The 15,057-nt window shown below is 58.1% G+C and carries 13 protein-coding genes; 2 read left to right on the forward strand and 11 right to left on the reverse strand.

What is annotated here, in order from left to right; genetic code table 11:
- Nucleotides 1–275 precede the first annotated feature (275 nt).
- On the reverse strand, nt 276–1,199 hold the full coding sequence (locus tag AB1E42_RS13105) for an aldo/keto reductase (protein ID WP_368344680.1): 924 nt from the start codon (nt 1,197–1,199) through the stop codon (nt 276–278).
- A 184-nt stretch (nt 1,200–1,383) separates the two neighbouring features.
- Here AB1E42_RS13105 and AB1E42_RS13110 point away from each other — a divergent pair, with 184 nt between their 5' ends.
- Nucleotides 1,384–2,286 (forward strand): AraC family transcriptional regulator N-terminal domain-containing protein, encoded by a 903-nt coding sequence (locus tag AB1E42_RS13110; protein ID WP_368344681.1) that lies wholly within the window; start codon nt 1,384–1,386, stop codon nt 2,284–2,286.
- Between the two features lie 104 nt (nt 2,287–2,390).
- Here AB1E42_RS13110 and AB1E42_RS13115 read toward each other — a convergent pair whose 3' ends face one another.
- The 6 genes from AB1E42_RS13115 to AB1E42_RS13140 form a co-directional block, all read right to left on the reverse strand.
- Nucleotides 2,391–3,746, reverse strand: a complete 1,356-nt coding sequence (locus AB1E42_RS13115) for a hypothetical protein (protein WP_368344682.1) — start codon at nt 3,744–3,746, stop codon at nt 2,391–2,393.
- Nucleotides 3,747–3,812: 66 nt separating this feature from the next.
- A complete protein-coding gene (locus AB1E42_RS13120; protein WP_368344683.1) occupies nt 3,813–4,820 on the reverse strand; it encodes an ABC transporter ATP-binding protein in 1,008 nt (335 codons plus the stop codon).
- 13 nt (nt 4,821–4,833) lie between these two features.
- Nucleotides 4,834–5,664, reverse strand: coding sequence for a carbohydrate ABC transporter permease (locus AB1E42_RS13125; protein ID WP_368344684.1), 831 nt, complete (start codon nt 5,662–5,664; stop codon nt 4,834–4,836).
- Nucleotides 5,664–6,644: a carbohydrate ABC transporter permease gene (locus AB1E42_RS13130; RefSeq protein WP_368344685.1), complete on the reverse strand. Its 981-nt coding sequence runs from the start codon at nt 6,642–6,644 to the stop codon at nt 5,664–5,666. The genes AB1E42_RS13125 and AB1E42_RS13130 overlap by 1 nt, the downstream gene beginning before the upstream one ends.
- A 98-nt stretch (nt 6,645–6,742) precedes the next feature.
- Nucleotides 6,743–8,014, reverse strand: a complete 1,272-nt coding sequence (locus tag AB1E42_RS13135; RefSeq protein ID WP_368344686.1) for an ABC transporter substrate-binding protein — start codon at nt 8,012–8,014, stop codon at nt 6,743–6,745.
- A 160-nt stretch (nt 8,015–8,174) separates the two neighbouring features.
- The gene (locus AB1E42_RS13140; RefSeq protein ID WP_368344687.1) at nt 8,175–9,200 is read right to left on the reverse strand and encodes a LacI family DNA-binding transcriptional regulator; all 1,026 of its coding nucleotides are present in this window, start codon (nt 9,198–9,200) and stop codon (nt 8,175–8,177) included.
- 119 nt (nt 9,201–9,319) lie between these two features.
- On the opposite strand from AB1E42_RS13140, the gene AB1E42_RS13145 reads away from it, so the two are divergent.
- Complete coding sequence (locus AB1E42_RS13145) at nt 9,320–10,909, forward strand: alpha-amylase family glycosyl hydrolase (protein ID WP_368346436.1); 1,590 nt, start codon at nt 9,320–9,322, stop codon at nt 10,907–10,909.
- 29 nt (nt 10,910–10,938) lie between these two features.
- On the opposite strand, the gene AB1E42_RS13150 is transcribed toward AB1E42_RS13145, so the two are convergent.
- The 4 genes from AB1E42_RS13150 to AB1E42_RS13165 all read right to left on the reverse strand — a co-directional run bounded on the left by AB1E42_RS13150 (nt 10,939) and on the right by AB1E42_RS13165 (nt 15,054).
- Nucleotides 10,939–12,147: a sugar ABC transporter permease gene (locus AB1E42_RS13150; protein ID WP_368344688.1), complete on the reverse strand. Its 1,209-nt coding sequence runs from the start codon at nt 12,145–12,147 to the stop codon at nt 10,939–10,941.
- Nucleotides 12,148–12,185: 38 nt separating this feature from the next.
- The gene (locus tag AB1E42_RS13155; protein WP_368344689.1) at nt 12,186–12,968 is read right to left on the reverse strand and encodes an ATP-binding cassette domain-containing protein; all 783 of its coding nucleotides are present in this window, start codon (nt 12,966–12,968) and stop codon (nt 12,186–12,188) included.
- 74 nt (nt 12,969–13,042) lie between these two features.
- The gene (locus AB1E42_RS13160) at nt 13,043–14,128 is read right to left on the reverse strand and encodes a sugar ABC transporter substrate-binding protein (protein WP_368344690.1); all 1,086 of its coding nucleotides are present in this window, start codon (nt 14,126–14,128) and stop codon (nt 13,043–13,045) included.
- Nucleotides 14,129–14,178: 50 nt separating this feature from the next.
- Nucleotides 14,179–15,054, reverse strand: a complete 876-nt coding sequence (locus AB1E42_RS13165; protein ID WP_368344691.1) for an SDR family oxidoreductase — start codon at nt 15,052–15,054, stop codon at nt 14,179–14,181.
- Between the last annotated feature and the right edge of the window lie 3 nt (nt 15,055–15,057).

The raw sequence follows: 15,057 nt of genomic DNA on the forward strand, positions 1-15,057 counted from the left end.
CCGAGCGGTACCCATTCGTAGAAGGCGAGAAACACCATCGGCGAAAGCGCCTGGGACCAATGGCCTGAAAGGCTTTGCCATGGGGGATACTGCGAGAAAATTGCCGCGCGCCGAGCCGAAAAAAGTATTTATTTTCAGTTCCCTAGAGAGAATAAAAGCGGAAGGACACATAGCCCATCCGCTTTTATTTCACTGTCAAAGTTCCGACATTCGCCCTCCCGACTGGTGCCGTCGCAGGCGCTGGGCTGACGGTTTTCGTTCGAAGTTCTTCAATTCTACCCCATGAAACGAGGATCGCCGGTCGCCCACGCGACACCGTCACCGCGGTCCATCTCTGCGATCAGCGCCATGTCACTTGCATCAATTTCAAAACTAAACAGGTCCAAGTTCTGGCGCATCCGCGCGGGGTTCAGGCTTTTCGGCAGCACACCGAACCCCATCTGCACGCCCCAGCGCAGAAGCACTTGCGCTTCCGCCACGCCATACTTGGCCGCCATCGCTTTGAAGGGCGATTCCGCGTCCGCACTGGCGGCTTTCATCTCTTCTGTCTTGGCGCTGCCCTGCCCCGGCTCGACCCGCCACGTTGAAAGCGGCACCAGCGAACTATAAGCAATCGGCGCAATCCCGTGCGTGGCCATGAAAGCCAGAAGCGCCGGTTTTTGCGACCACGGATGCAACTCGATCTGGTTATACTCCGGCATCGTGAGTCCCGCCGCGGCGATTTCCTCAATATGTGACTCCGTGAAGTTACTCACGCCAACAGACCTGGCGCGACCTTGCGCCTTCAGATCCAGCAGCGCACGCCATTCGTTCAGCCGTTCCGCGCCACCTGAAGGGGCGTGGATCAGGTAGAGGTCCACATAGTCCAGCCCAAGCGCGGAAAGGGACGCCTCAAACGCCGCTATGGTTTCATCATACCCCTTGGGCGCGTCCCCCCAAGCCGCGTTCCCCGGCCAGAGCTTTGTGGTGACGAATATATCACCGCGCTCCAAGCCACAGGCGGCAAGACCACTGCGGATCCCTTCCCCGACGCCGTTCTCGTTATGATAGCCGGCGGCGGTATCAATATGGCGGTAGCCCGCCTCAATCGCTGCGGCAACAGCTTCTGGCGCGGCCGCGTCATCGATCAGGTAAGTACCGAAGCCCACAAAGGGCAGGCCGGTGGCAGTTTTCGGGGTGCTGGTGGCTGCGTCTTTCATTGGGATTCTCCTGATTGCGGCTCGGTAGAGCGACTTGACGATTAGGAGAATTGATACACTCTCATTACTCAACAATCTTGCCATATCCTCTCCAAAAGATGCCAGATAATCCAATAGATCAGATTTTCGTTCATCTTATAAGGGGATGTGATATGTCGAACTTGCCAGTCGCCGAGGAACCACGATGCCACTCTCGCCACTCCGTATCGCGCAGGAAAACGCCCTCTCCACAGGGCAGGACGGCGTGTCGCCACTCGGCATCGGAGAGGCGGTGATCCTGCGGCGCAGCGCCCCGTCCGAGATCGAAGGCACGCTTTACAGGCCGCTCCTTTGCCTGATCCTACAGGGCGCGAAGGATGTATACGCAGGGGCGATCTCTGTGCATTGCCCCGCTGGTAATGCGATCATCGTCAGCCACGAGTTGCCCGTGCTGTCGCGCATCACACAGGCATCGGCTGGACAGCCCTACACGGCTTTCGTTTTGCCATTGGACCTCGCGCTCCTGCGTGGGTTTTACGATCTCGTACCAGATTTCCCCGATGACGCGGAAAATGCGCCCGCGATGACGACCCATCCGGCAGAACCCGCGTTGCTCGATGCCATCGCGCGGTTTATCGCCCTGTCACAGGACCGGAGCGAAGCGCCTCTTCTTGGGCCGATCCACATGCAGGAAATCCACGCAAGGCTGCTTTTATCACCACAGGGCGCGCTGCTGCGGCGGTTCCTGCGCCGTGAAGACCCGTCAAAGCAGGTCACGCGCGCAATCGCCTCTATCCGCGCCTCGATCGACGGCCCGCTTTCCGTAACGACGCTCGCCGATCACGCAGGCATGAGCAAGTCGTCCTTCCATGCACATTTCAAAGCGGTGACAGGCCTGACGCCCGGCCAGTATCAAAAGGATGTCCGGCTGCTAGAGGCCCAGCGCCGCATCACCGAGGGCAATGACGCGATATCAGCCATCGCCTTTGATGTGGGCTATGAAAGCCCTGCCCATTTTAGCCGTGATTACACCCGCAAATTCGGGCGCTCCCCGCGCGACGACCGCGCGGCGCGGCGGCAAGTGCTTGAAAGCGCTCCCGCCGGATGAAAATTGGCTGCGAAGGGATCAAGGGGCAATGGAGAAGCCATTCCCACCCTTCACAGCGCCGATAGGGAGGGCGACGCAAACCGCCACCCTCCTGCTATCCCAACTTACTTCAGGTAGTCCAACCAAGGGCTCTGCTCTGCGATCATGTGATCAACAAGATCAGGAATACCCTTTGAAACAGTGACCACCGGATCAACCAGCAGCGCTTCCACAACCAGCGACTTCTTCTTCTGCAAGATCGCTTCAGCTGTCATGTTGTGGATGCCGATCTGGTTCGACAAAAGCCCGCGAATACCGGCCGGAATATCCAGCTTGATCCCGTGGACGCCCTTTGTATCCACCATCGCCGGCACTTCCACGGCCAGCCAGCTGGGCAAGTCAGCGATGAAACCGTCATTGGGAATGTTCACGGCAGCCTCTTCGTAGGCAACGCCGGAGACAATTCCATCCATGATCGGTACAACGCGCTCGTGCAGCTCGGCTTTGATCGTCGGCGTGATCCGGCCAAGGTAGTTACGGTAGTAGGTATAGAAATCCAGAATGCCGCGATGATCCGAGCAATCATGCGCCCATTGGATATACTCGCCAAAGTGGCTGTCATAGGTGATTGGGAGCATGCCGAAGTTATCGAGGATCGCCTTGAACAGCCAGCGGTCTGACCAGGGGCGCACATCCTTGATGTGGCTCAGGTCAATATCCATCCAACCTTCGGTATCGACCGCTTTACCCGTCTCCCGCGACGCGGTGAGAATTTCCGAATATCCCGGCTGCTTGCCAAAGTAGCCTTCGGCGCGGGTGCGCACATCGTCATAGGCATCCTTGCCGCTGTCCACATAGGTCACTTCAGTCATCACCGAAAAATGGTTCAACCCGCCCGCACGGTAGCGAATATTGTCGCGCGGCTGCTCCAGCATCGGCGGCAGATGGCGCTCAAGGGAGGCGATCTCATGGCACATACCGATGAACTTGATCCCTGGATAGGCGCGATGCACGGTGGTGGTGATGCGGCTCATCGGGTTTGAATAATTGAAGATGGTCGCGTCGGGCGCGTGCTCCATCACCTTACCGCAGATCTCGAGGATCGGCGGGATAATCCGCAAGCTGTGGAACAGGCCGCCCGGTCCGCCGTTCTCGCCATAAACCTGCTGAATGCCGTATTGTTGGGGGATTCTCCAATCCATGTCCCACAGCTTGAAACGATCCCCCACTTCGATAGAGATCACAACAAAATCGGCACCGGGCAGCGCCTTGGCCAGATCCATCTCAACTGAAATGCTTTGCTTGAGCCCATGCTCTGAGATGAACGCCTTTGCGACCTCGGCGGTTTTGAGCGCGGCAGACTCGTTGATGTCATTTAGAATGATCTCGGCATCCGTCAGTACTTTTGACTGAAAGATGTCACCGAGCATTCCGGTTCCGAATTGCAGGCTACCAGCGCCAACAAGAACGATCTTTGTCATTGGCAATATCCTTTCATACCCGGTGAAGTTCCGAGCCGTGGTTGGGTCATCAATTTTGTCTTTTTCCTAGCGGATCGGTTTTTCGTCCGCTCCGAAACGATGGAGATGGGCGTCGAGCGGCCTGAGCGTCACCTCACGCCCCAGCGCACCGGACATTTTGCCGGGTTGGCGGACGATCACAGGCTCCTCCGTTCCGATCTCGACGAAGAGGAAGTGATCCGAACCAAGGTCTTCGGCATGAACGATCTTGCCCTTCCACGGTCCCGCGCCCTCTTCCACGATCTCGATATGCTCCGCGCGGATACCAAGCGTGGTGCAGTCAAACGCATCGGCAAACGCACCTTTAAGGAAATTCATCTTGGGCGAGCCAATGAAACCCGCCACAAAGATCGAATTCGGGCTGTCATAAAGCTCGGCAGGTGTGCCAACCTGCTCCACGATACCGTCACGCAACACACAGATACGGTCAGCCAAGGTCATCGCCTCGACCTGATCATGGGTGACGTAGATCATCGTCACATCGTCCATATCATGGTGCAGCTTGGCGATCTCGAGACGGGTCTGCACCCGCAGTGCTGCATCAAGGTTCGACAACGGCTCATCAAAGAGGAACACGCGCGGGTCACGCACGATCGCGCGCCCAATTGCCACCCGCTGCCGCTGACCGCCCGAGAGCTGCTTCGGCAAACGATCAAGCAAATGGTCGATCTGCAACAGCTCGGCGGCCTTGCGCACGCGCTCGTCTTGCTCCTGCTTGGACGCCTTCGCCAACTGCATGCCGAACGCCATGTTGTCGTAAACCGTCATATGCGGGTAGAGCGCGTAGCTCTGGAACACCATGGCGATGCCGCGCTTGGACGGCACCACGTTGTTCACCAACGCACCGTCAAACATCAGGTCGCCCGAGGTGATCTGCTCCAAGCCCGAGATCAGGCGCAGAAGGGTCGACTTACCGCAGCCCGACGGGCCGACGAAGACCATGAATTCGCCCTTCTGAATCTCCAGATCAATGCCTTTGATAACCTCGACATTCCCGTAGGACTTGCGGACGGCCTTGAGTTCAATATTTGCCATGTCGTCGCTCCTATCAGCCTTTGACGCCGCCTGCGGTGAGGCCTGCTACGATTTTTCTTTGGAAGATCAGCACCAGCACGATCAGCGGCACGGTCACCAACACGCTTGCGGCCATGATCGGCCCCCACGGGATTTCCTGCACGCTGGCGCCTGAGAGCAGCGCGATTGCCACTGGCACTGTTCGTTGAGTCTCTGAGATCGTGAAAGTCAACGCAAAGAGGAATTCGTTCCATGCCCCGATGAACGCCAGCAGACCCGTCGTGACCAGAGCAGGCCAAAGTAACGGCATGAAAACCTTCGTAATGATGACCCACGGCGTCGCGCCATCAACGATGGCAGCCTCTTCGATCTCCACCGGCAGTTCCCGCATGAAGGTCGTCAGCACCCAGACCGTGAACGGCAGCGTAAAAATCGTGTAGCTCAGGATCAGCGAGAACGGGCGGTTATATATGCCAAGGAAGTTGACCAGCTCATAAAGCCCAGACAGAACCGCAATCTGCGGGAACATCGAAACCCCAAGGATCGTCATCAACAACAGCCCACGCCCACGGAAGCGCACCCGCGCCAGCGCATAAGAGGCCGTCACTGCCAGAAGCAGCGCAAAACAGACCGTCGTGCTCGCGATAAAGACCGAGTTCAGCACCGAGCGCCCAAAGGAGCGCTGGTTCATCACCTGATCGTAGTTCTTCATCGAGAAGGCTTCAGGCAGCAGATTTGGCCGGAAGATCGCCGTCCCACTCTCGAAGCTCGTCAAAACCGCATAGTAGAAGGGGAACACCGCGATCACCACGATCACCAGCACGCCGAGATAGAACATCACGTTCCAGAAAGGTGTCCGTTCCATCAGCTTTTCTCCCCGCTCAGATCGACCTTGCCCAGCTTGATGTACAGGAGGACAAAGAGCGTGATGATGAAGAACAAGAGCGTCGACATCGCGGACCCTTCGCCGTAGTCACCGAACTGCTGGATTTCGCGATAGCTGAGAACAGACATCGTCACCGTTGCATCAGATTGCGGCGTCAGAAGGTAGATCAGGTCAAAGATCCGCAGCGCATCGAGAGCGCGGAAGATAACCGCCACCATGATCGCAGGGCGCAACAGCGGCAGCGTGATCTTGAAGAACACCCGCACCGGATGCACGCCGTCAATTTTGGCGGCCTCATACATATCGCGGGGGATCAATTGCAGGCCCGCAAGGATAAGCAGCGCCATGAAGGGCGTTGTTTTCCACACATCCACGATCAACACCGCGATCATCGACGTATCGGAGGATGCCGTCCACGCAATCGGCTGATCTATCAATCCGATCGACATCATCAAATGGTTGATGATCCCGAACTGGTCATTGAGCATCCAGCCCCACATCCGCGCCGAAACCACAGTTGGAATGGCCCAAGGTATAAGGATCGCCGCGCGGACCAGGCCACGGCCTTTAAACTCTGCGTTCAGAACAAGCGCGACGAGCAGGCCGAAGAATGTCTCCAGCGACACCGAAATCAGTGAGAACCGCACAGTATTCCAAACCGCGTTCCACCAATCGCCATCGGCCAGAATGCCGCGCCAGCGCACTTCGCCATTCGAGCGGACCCGCCGTTCGAGGTAGTTCTCGAAGCCGATCCACTCGGATTGTCCATTAAAAATCGTGTTCGCCGATGCATCGGTGAACGAAAAGCTGATCGAGCGGAAGAGCGGCCAAGCGGCGACAACGGCCAGCATCACCAGCATTGGTATCAGGAACATATAGGCCGCACGAACGCGCTGTTGTTGCAGGTTAAGCTCCCTGCCCCGCGCAGTCCGGGCCGTTCCAACATCTGTGGATGACATGATTTCCCCCGACCAGTTTTTGGCATCCTATCACAGGTGATGCCTTGTGTGGCGTCGGGCGGGTGGCCCGCCCGACGCGATCCTTGAAGGCGTGCGGATTACTCCAGCAGGTCTTCGAGATCCATTTCCAGATCGGCCAGCGCATCGGCTGCGCTCTCATCACCAGTCAGGACGCTGTGAACAGCGGAGAAGAACAAGGTCGAAACCTCGTTATAGTCCTGCTTGGTCGGCGCGGACGGACGCGGCACGGCCTGAAGGAAAACATCCTTCCACTGCGGGATGATCGGCTGTTCGCGCGCGATATCTTCGTCCTCATAGAGGTCGACGATGGTCGGCAGGTTGGAGGCGATCAGCGAACGGGTCTTCTGCGCTTCCGGACCTGCAAGATACATCGCAAGGCTGATAGCTGCTTCCTGGTTGTCGCCATACTTGGAAACACCGACGTTCCAGCCACCCAGCGTTGCCGCCGAAGTGTCATGGCCCTGACCTGTCGGCAGGGTGGTCACTTCAAAGAGGCCCTTCACAGCCGAATCGTCGCTGTTGCCGAGGCCGTAAGCATAGGGCCAGTTGCGCATGAATACGGCGTTGCCTGTTTGCCAGACGCCGCGTGCTTCTTCTTCTTGGTAGGATACAACGCCCTCAGGGGAGATCGTGCCGGGCCATGTTGCGGCCAGCTCGATTGCAGCGATTGCGTTCGGGTTGTTGATGGAGATCGTGCCATCAGGCTCGATGATCTGGCCACCGCCGGAGGACTTCACCCACTCAAGAGCGTCACAGGTCAGGCCTTCGTAGGAGTTACCCTGCCAGACAAAGCCCCAGATGTCGGCATTGCCTTCGGCACGCTCAGCATCCTGAACCGCTTGTGCAACTTCGGTCAGCTGCTCCCAAGTGGTCGGGACCGGCTGGTTATGCTTCTCCAGAAGGTCTTTACGGTAATAGAGCGCCGGAGCGTCGGTGAAGAGCGGCAGCGCCACGAGACGGCCATCAACGGTCTGCGATTCCACGATGGAGGGGAAGTGCGATTCCATCAGCTCGCCCGCAACATCCGACAAATCAACAAAGTGATCAGCCAACTGCGGCGCCCAGATCACGTCGGTCTGGTAGAGGTCGATATCGCCGTTACCAGCAGCGAGCCAGAGGCGGTACTGGCCGAACTGGTCGGTGGTGGAAGCAGGCATCGGCACCAGCGTCACGGTGTGGCCGGTTGCTTCTTCCCAAGGGGCGACGATTGTTTTGAAGTCTTCGATCGCGTTGCCGACAGCGCCCGAAACATATGTGATCTCGGCCGCAGACAGTGCCGACGCGCCGAAAGCAGCGATCGAAACAGCAGCGGTTGTCCGCAGCATGGCGGATTTAACGGATTTAATCATGTATTCCTCCCGGTTTTCAAAACCCGGCCTCCAGACCGAGTCAAAACGCCTCAAAGACTCAATTCTTCCGAAACGTTTCGGTTAACGCTAACGCAACAAATTGGCGACCGTCAACAAATTTTTTAGGGGAGGTCTATTGCCAACATTCGCGGCGCGGCGGCTACCGCAGCGCGCGCACGGAACCACGCTCGAGAAGCTCGTGGCTGGCAATCTCCTGCACATCAGAAAGCACCGCGCCTTTGAGATACCGCTCAAGCAATTGCGCCAGCGGCTCCCAGCTTTGCACCAGTGGCGCGCGGGTGCAGGTGATCGGAACGGGGAACATATTCACCGGACAATCCGGCAGGTCATCGTCATGCGCAACAACCGACAAATCATCAGGGATCGACAGGCCCAATGCCTTCGCCGCATCAAAAATACCCTGCAAAATCAGCATATTAGAGGCAACTATCGCCGTCGGCTTTGCCCCACTGCCCTGAAACATTCGCACCGTCTCAAGCAACCCCAACTCGCGGGTCATGGTCCCGCAGCTCTGCCATTCGTCACGCCATTTCAGCCCTGCTTCGGCAAGCGCTTTGCGATAGCCAGTGAAGCGCCGCTCAACGAAGGAGTCCCCCGCCTCACCGTTGATAAAGGCGATGTTTTTGTGACCGGCATCAACCAAGAGTCGGGTCAAGTCATAGCCGACCGCGACGTTATCAATGTCATAAAAAGGATAGTCCGGTTGATCCATGGTTTGCCCATGCAAGACGAAGGGAACCTTGCGTTCGCGCAGCAACTGAACGCGCTTGTCGTTCGCTTTTGGCACAATAATTACGAATCCGTCGATCGAACGGGTCCGAATGAGTTGGTCGTGAATTGCCAGACCCCGATCAGGCCCGTCGCTCATATGCAGCATGAACTGCATGCCGTGCTGCGAAAACCGTGAAGACAGACCACCAACAAATTGGGTGAAATACCATGCGTCAGCCTGATCGGGCATATAAGGATACACCAAGCCGACGATACCAGAACGCCCCGTAACCAACCGCCTCGCCGCAGTATTTGGGTGATAATTCAGAGCCTTAGCAGCCTCTTTCACGCGCTGTTTTGTCTTGGCGCTGACATCGTCGTGATTATTCAGCGCCCGACTAACCTGTGTCACGGACAGCCCAAGATGCTTGCTGAGTTCTTTAAGGGTGGTCACGCGATCACTTCCTGAATGCCATGCAAAATCTTAATGCACCTTGCCAATCCGAAACGATTTGGGCAATGCCTTTCCAAAACCGAAACGTTTCGGCAGTATTGGGAGGGGCTGTAATGACCATGACAGACGCAAATTGGTGGCGGGGTTCAGTCACCTACCAGATTTATCCACGCTCTTTCATGGACAGCAACGGCGATGGCGTTGGTGACATCAAAGGCATCACCTCGAAACTCGACTATATCGCCGATCTGGGTGTCGATGCGATTTGGCTCAGCCCCATTTTCACCTCGCCGATGAAGGACATGGGCTACGATGTCTCCGACTACCGCGACATTGACCCAAGCTTTGGCAGCTTGGCCGATTTTGATGAAATGGTCGCGAAGGCACATGCGCTTGGCCTGAAGGTGATCATTGATCAGGTTCTATCGCATTGCTCAAACGAGCATCCGTTCTTCCAAGACGCCCGCCAGAGCCGCGACAGCGCCAAATCTGATTGGTTCGTCTGGGCTGATCCGAACCCCGATGGCAGCGCCCCAAATAACTGGCAGTCCATCTTTGGCGGCATCGCATGGGAATGGGAGCCGCGCCGCAAGCAGTATTACTTCCACAACTTCCTAAAAGAGCAGCCCGACTTTAACTTCCATAACCCCGAGGTGCAGCAATACGCACTCGACACAATGCGGTTTTGGCTCGAACGGGGCGTTGATGGCTTCCGCCTCGATACCGTCAATTTCTATTTCCATGACAAGCTTCTGCGTAACGATGCGGCCGATTTCCGCCCCGAAGCCCGCGAAGCGTTCAACCCCTACTACATGCTGTATCACCTGTTCTCGAAGAACCAACCAGAGAACATCGCCTTCCTCGAAAGGATGCGCGCGCTCTGCGATGAGTACGATGCCCGCACTATGGTCGGAGAGGTGGGCGAATGGCACCATCCGATTGAATTGATGGGGAAATATACGACAGGAAAGCGCCTTCACATGGCCTATTCCTTTGACATGCTCGGCAAGACTTTCACCGCCGGACACTTCCGCAAAACAGTTGAGAGCTTCTACGAAATCGCGCCCAAGGGCTGGCCCTGCTGGGCATTCTCGAACCATGACGTGGTGCGCCATGCGACCCGCTGGCAGGACCACGGAACGGATAATGCAGCGCTCGCCAAGCTTTGCGGCGCGCTGTTGCTGTCTCTCGAAGGCTCGATTTGCATGTATCAAGGCGAGGAATTGGGCCAGACGGAAACGGTGCTCTCCTACGACGAACTGACCGACCCGCAGGGACTGACATTCTGGCCGGAGGACAAGGGACGCGACGGATGCCGGACGCCGATGGTCTGGGACAAGACCGCCCCCAATGGCGGCTTTTCGGATGCCCCGCGCACATGGCTCCCCGTCAAAGAGCCACAACTGGCCAAGGCCGCGTCAGAACAAGGTGATGGCAGTGTCCTATCGTTCTACAAAACCATGCTCGCGCTGCGGAAGTCCGAAACCGTTTTGAAAGATGGCAGAACATCCTTCCTTGACCTGCCCGAGCCGCTCCTCGGGTTCACACGGGGCGATGCGTTTATCTGCGTGTTCAACCTCTCCAGTGCTCCGCAATCCACACCGCTGGAAAAGGCGCGGGAGATCGTCCTCTCAGAAGGCGAGGAACTGGATCAAGGCGCCCTCAAACTCGCAGGGAATGGCTTCCTGATCGCACGGAAGGCACAGTAGCCAGCGGCCGAGGTGGGCGCAAAATGCGCTCACCCCGGCCCTGCGATTTTCTCGATGCCGCGGTCAATCGACACGGCCAGCACCAGCAACAGCCCCGTCACAATGAGCCGCGCCTCATTGGCAACGCCCATCAGGTTCAGGCCGTTGGAAACGGTCGAAATAATCATCGCGCCAAAAAGCACACCGACGATCCGGCCCCGCCCGCCAAAGAGGCTGACCCCGCCAATCACCGCCGCGGCGATGCTTTCCAAAAGCAGCGCACCGCCACCGATGCCACCGCCAGACGATACCGAAACGCCGAGGATTCGCGACGCCGCAAGGATACCGGCAAAGGCCGCAAGGCCACCCGCAATCGCAAACGCCGCGATCTTGATCCGGTTCACATTGATGCCCGCACGGCGCGCGGCTTCGGCACTGTTCCCGATCGCATAGAGATAGAGGCCAAAACGTGTTTCTCCGGTCAGGTAGGCGCAGGCCCCGAGCAAGCCGAGGAACAGGATAATCGGCATTGGCAAGCCCTTGAGGGACGAAAGCACCAGTACCAACACCAGCAACGCACCGCCGATGATTCCCACGGGCAGCAGCACCATCTGCCCAAACGAAGCAGGCAAGCGCTGCGCTTTGCGCGTGCGGTAACTGCTCCACCGCACCCAGCCGACGGCGCAAACAGCAATGGCAAAGATGACCCATGCGCCGGCGCCGCTGATCGTCGTTGATGCGATATCGTCCACGCCGGTATTGAGCAGGTTATAGCGCCCCGTACGCGGCAAGAGCATGAGCTGGATGCCATTCAGTACAAGGCCCACGCCCAGCGTCACCACGAAAGACGGCACACCGATCAGAGTGATCCACCGCCCCGAGGCCGCGCCGATCAATACGCCACACAACACGCCCGCCAGCACCGCCACGGGTACCGGCGCGCCAAAATCGACAACCATCTTCGCCATGAAGACACTGGCAACGCCGCTTGTTCCCGCGACTGACAGGTCAATTTCACCCGACAGAAGGACGAACACCAAGCCAAGCGCAATGATGCCCGTCACCGTGCTCTGGATCATGAGGTTATTGAGGTTGCGGCTGGTCAGGAAAACATCGCTTTGCGTGGCAAAGAAGATGAACAGCGCCAGCAGGCCAACCGCCACTGGTACAAACCGCAATTCATTGGCCAACCGATCCGCAAGGCTCCGCTTCGCTGTCGCCTTGAACGCTGTCTCCAGCCCTTGATCCGCGCTCTTCATTCTTCGGTCCTCTCTTGGGGGATATGGGGTCATGCGGGTCAGCCCGCGGAATTGATGCCTTCTTCGCCACCGACCATGGCGTTCACAACACGCTCGCCAGTGACGTCTTTGGAGGCGAAGCTCGCGGCGTTCCGGCCAAGTCGCAGCACTTCGATGCGGTCTGTCACATCGATTACAAAGTGATGAATATCGTGCGAAATCACGAGCACCGCCAAGCCCTGCGCAGCCAATTCCCTGATCAACACGCCAACCTGTTCGGCGGCCGAATGGCTCAGCGCAGCGGTTGGCTCATCAAGCAGCACAACCTTCGGCTCCCACAAAATCGAACGCGCGATGGCAATATTCTGGCGCTGCCCTCCAGACATGGCCCCCACATTGCGATCAAGCGCGATACTGTCGAGGCGCAACTTGCGGAGCACCTGACGGGCGCGCACTTCACATTCGGCGCGTCGGATACGGCCACCGCGCCACCACGGGCTTGCATCTTCTTTACCCAAGAACAGGTTCTGCACCGCGTCGAGGTTATTGCACAGCGACAAGTCCTGATAGACGGTCTGAATACCCAGATTCGACGCATCAGCAGGCCCGTTGATCGCAACAGCCTTACCTTCAAATGTGTACCGCCCGCTGTCCGGCTTCACGACACCTGCCATAGTCTTCACGAGGGTAGATTTGCCCGCGCCATTATCCCCTACCAGCGCGACAACCTCGCCCGCATGGAGCGAAAGCGAAACATCTGTGAGGGCTTTTACCCCTCCATAGGATTTGGAGATTCCCTCCAGTTGGAGGATCGGTTCTCGGGCCGAGTGATCTAGGGCCATATCAGCTCCCCTCGCTGTGGATGCGGAGACGCCCGGCCCCGAGGAACATGGGGCCGGGCAGGACACACCGCAGATTAGAGGTTATCAGCACAGATTGTGGAGTCTTCTGCGCCCTTGCAAACCTCTTCCCATGTGTAGATGCCAGCATCGACAACGTCAGAGATGTTCTCGATTGTTACGTTGTTCACTGGGAGGAACGCCGCTGGAACATCCATGAACTCGTTGTTCACTTCGCCATTCATCCACTCGCTGGGGAGCGGGTCTCCATTCAGGATGGCAACCGACATATCTGCCGCTGCCTCGGCCATCACGCGCAAATCCTTGAACACGGTGTTGTCCTGCCACCCTTGGGCAATGAACTGCAGTGCTTCGATCGTGGCGTCCTGACCGCCGGTAACGACGATCTCGCCCTTCTCGTAGCCTTGGCTGATCAGTGCGGCGACCGATCCACCCGTCGTACCGTCATTCATCCCGAGGAACATATCGACCCCACCGCCGGTACGGGTCAGGCAGTCTTCGGCAAATGCCTGCGCTCTGACCGGATCCCAGTTCGGGGTGAAGTCTTCACAAACGATTTCGACCTTGCCCTCAGCGATCAGCGGATCGAGGTATTCGTTTTGTCCAAGCTCATATTGGGTCGTGCCATATTCGCCCTGATTACCTTTCACGCGGGCGATATGAACTGTACCGTCCATACCTGCGATCAACTCGGCAGCACGCGCGCCCTGCGCACGTCCGACAGCCCGCGCATTGAACAGCACATGGCCCTCGGCCTTGCCGCCAATCGCGTCATGCTCATACAGCAGAACCGGAACGCCTGCATCCTCAGCGGCCTTCAGCGCACCAGCGGCAAGGTTGGCATCCGAAGATGTGTAAACGATCAGATCAGCGCCTTGGGCCAACGCATCTTCAACAAGGCGCTGCTGGCGCGTCGGGTCGCCTTCGCCGTTTTGTACGGTCACGGACGCACCCGGCATCCGCTCGGCCATCGCCGCCACAAACAGCGGCGCATCACGGCGCTCGAAGCGGATCGTGGTGCTGTTTGGCAGCATGAAGAACACGTTCGCGCCCTCCTGCGCGGCCAAAGGGGCCACTCCTGCCACTGCCGAGAGGCCCGCCGCGAGGGCCGTTCCGAGCATCATTTTCGATGTAAGTTTCATTTCAGTCTCCCTTGATTGGTCTTTTGTTCCGGCGCCCCTCCCCAGAGGCGTCATTCTTTCGGCTTCGGAAGCGGGGTCGCCTCGTAGCAGCCGATCACCCCATGATCGAAATCGATCACAGAACCCGTCATGATCCCTGACTCAGGCCCCGCCAGATGCGCGATCCAGCGTGCCACTTCAGGCATCTTCAGCAGGCGTCCAGCGGGTAGCGCCTTGCCTGCCGTTTCTTGCCAGCCATCTGGCATATCGTGGAATTTCTTCTGCGTTGCATCCTCTGCCGGCGTATCCATCCAGCCAATCGCCAGCGCATTGATGCGAATGCCATCCCGCGCCAGCGAAAATGCGGCATTCTTCGTGGTCGCGACCAGCGCCGCTTTGGATGCGGCATAAACCGTCAGGAACGGAACGCCGCCATGCGCCGTCACGGTGGCAACATTCACGATCGAGCCGGGCTTGCCCTGTTCAATCATGATCTGCGCGGCCCGCTGAATCAGGAAAAACGGCGCCTTGGCGTTGATCTCAAACGTCCGGTCCCAAAGGTCTTCATCGCCATCGAGAATGCCGCCACGGTCGGTGATGCCTGCCGAGTTTACCAAGATATCAAGCGTGCCAAATTCGCTCACCGCGCGGTCAATCACCGCCGTGCAATCTGCCCGCTTGCGGAGATCGGCTTGCTGATAAACCACCTTCTGGGCGCCACTGCTCAGGCGCGCGGCCTGCGCCGCTCCCGCCTCGGCGTTGCGTCCGCAAATCACCGCACCTGCCAGGCCTCGCTTGAGCATCAACTCGACCGCCGCAAGCCCAAGCCCTTGGGTCGAGCCGGTCACAACGGCGATCTTCCCGTCGAACTGGTGGTCCAGCGCCAGTTCATTCTGCGATGCCGCATGATCAGCGGCCTGCCCGAAGGGGCTGCGCGACACATTCATAGC

It is taken from the genome of Pelagovum sp. HNIBRBA483 (genome assembly GCF_040931995.1).
In the GTDB taxonomy this organism is placed as follows: Bacteria; Pseudomonadota; Alphaproteobacteria; order Rhodobacterales; family Rhodobacteraceae; genus JAEPMR01.

Coding starts and splice junctions, on each gene's coding strand:
- AB1E42_RS13110 (WP_368344681.1), top strand. CDS start 1,384: ATGCCACTCTCGCCACTCCGTATCGCGCAGGAAAACGCCCTCTCCACA.
- AB1E42_RS13135 (WP_368344686.1), bottom strand. CDS start 8,014: ATGATTAAATCCGTTAAATCCGCCATGCTGCGGACAACCGCTGCTGTT.
- AB1E42_RS13165 (WP_368344691.1), bottom strand. CDS start 15,054: ATGAATGTGTCGCGCAGCCCCTTCGGGCAGGCCGCTGATCATGCGGCA.
- AB1E42_RS13115 (WP_368344682.1), bottom strand. CDS start 3,746: ATGACAAAGATCGTTCTTGTTGGCGCTGGTAGCCTGCAATTCGGAACC.
- AB1E42_RS13145 (WP_368346436.1), top strand. CDS start 9,320: ATGACAGACGCAAATTGGTGGCGGGGTTCAGTCACCTACCAGATTTAT.
- AB1E42_RS13130 (WP_368344685.1), bottom strand. CDS start 6,644: ATGTCATCCACAGATGTTGGAACGGCCCGGACTGCGCGGGGCAGGGAG.
- AB1E42_RS13150 (WP_368344688.1), bottom strand. CDS start 12,147: ATGAAGAGCGCGGATCAAGGGCTGGAGACAGCGTTCAAGGCGACAGCG.
- AB1E42_RS13125 (WP_368344684.1), bottom strand. CDS start 5,664: ATGGAACGGACACCTTTCTGGAACGTGATGTTCTATCTCGGCGTGCTG.
- AB1E42_RS13155 (WP_368344689.1), bottom strand. CDS start 12,968: ATGGCCCTAGATCACTCGGCCCGAGAACCGATCCTCCAACTGGAGGGA.
- AB1E42_RS13160 (WP_368344690.1), bottom strand. CDS start 14,128: ATGAAACTTACATCGAAAATGATGCTCGGAACGGCCCTCGCGGCGGGC.
- AB1E42_RS13120 (WP_368344683.1), bottom strand. CDS start 4,820: ATGGCAAATATTGAACTCAAGGCCGTCCGCAAGTCCTACGGGAATGTC.
- AB1E42_RS13105 (WP_368344680.1), bottom strand. CDS start 1,199: ATGAAAGACGCAGCCACCAGCACCCCGAAAACTGCCACCGGCCTGCCC.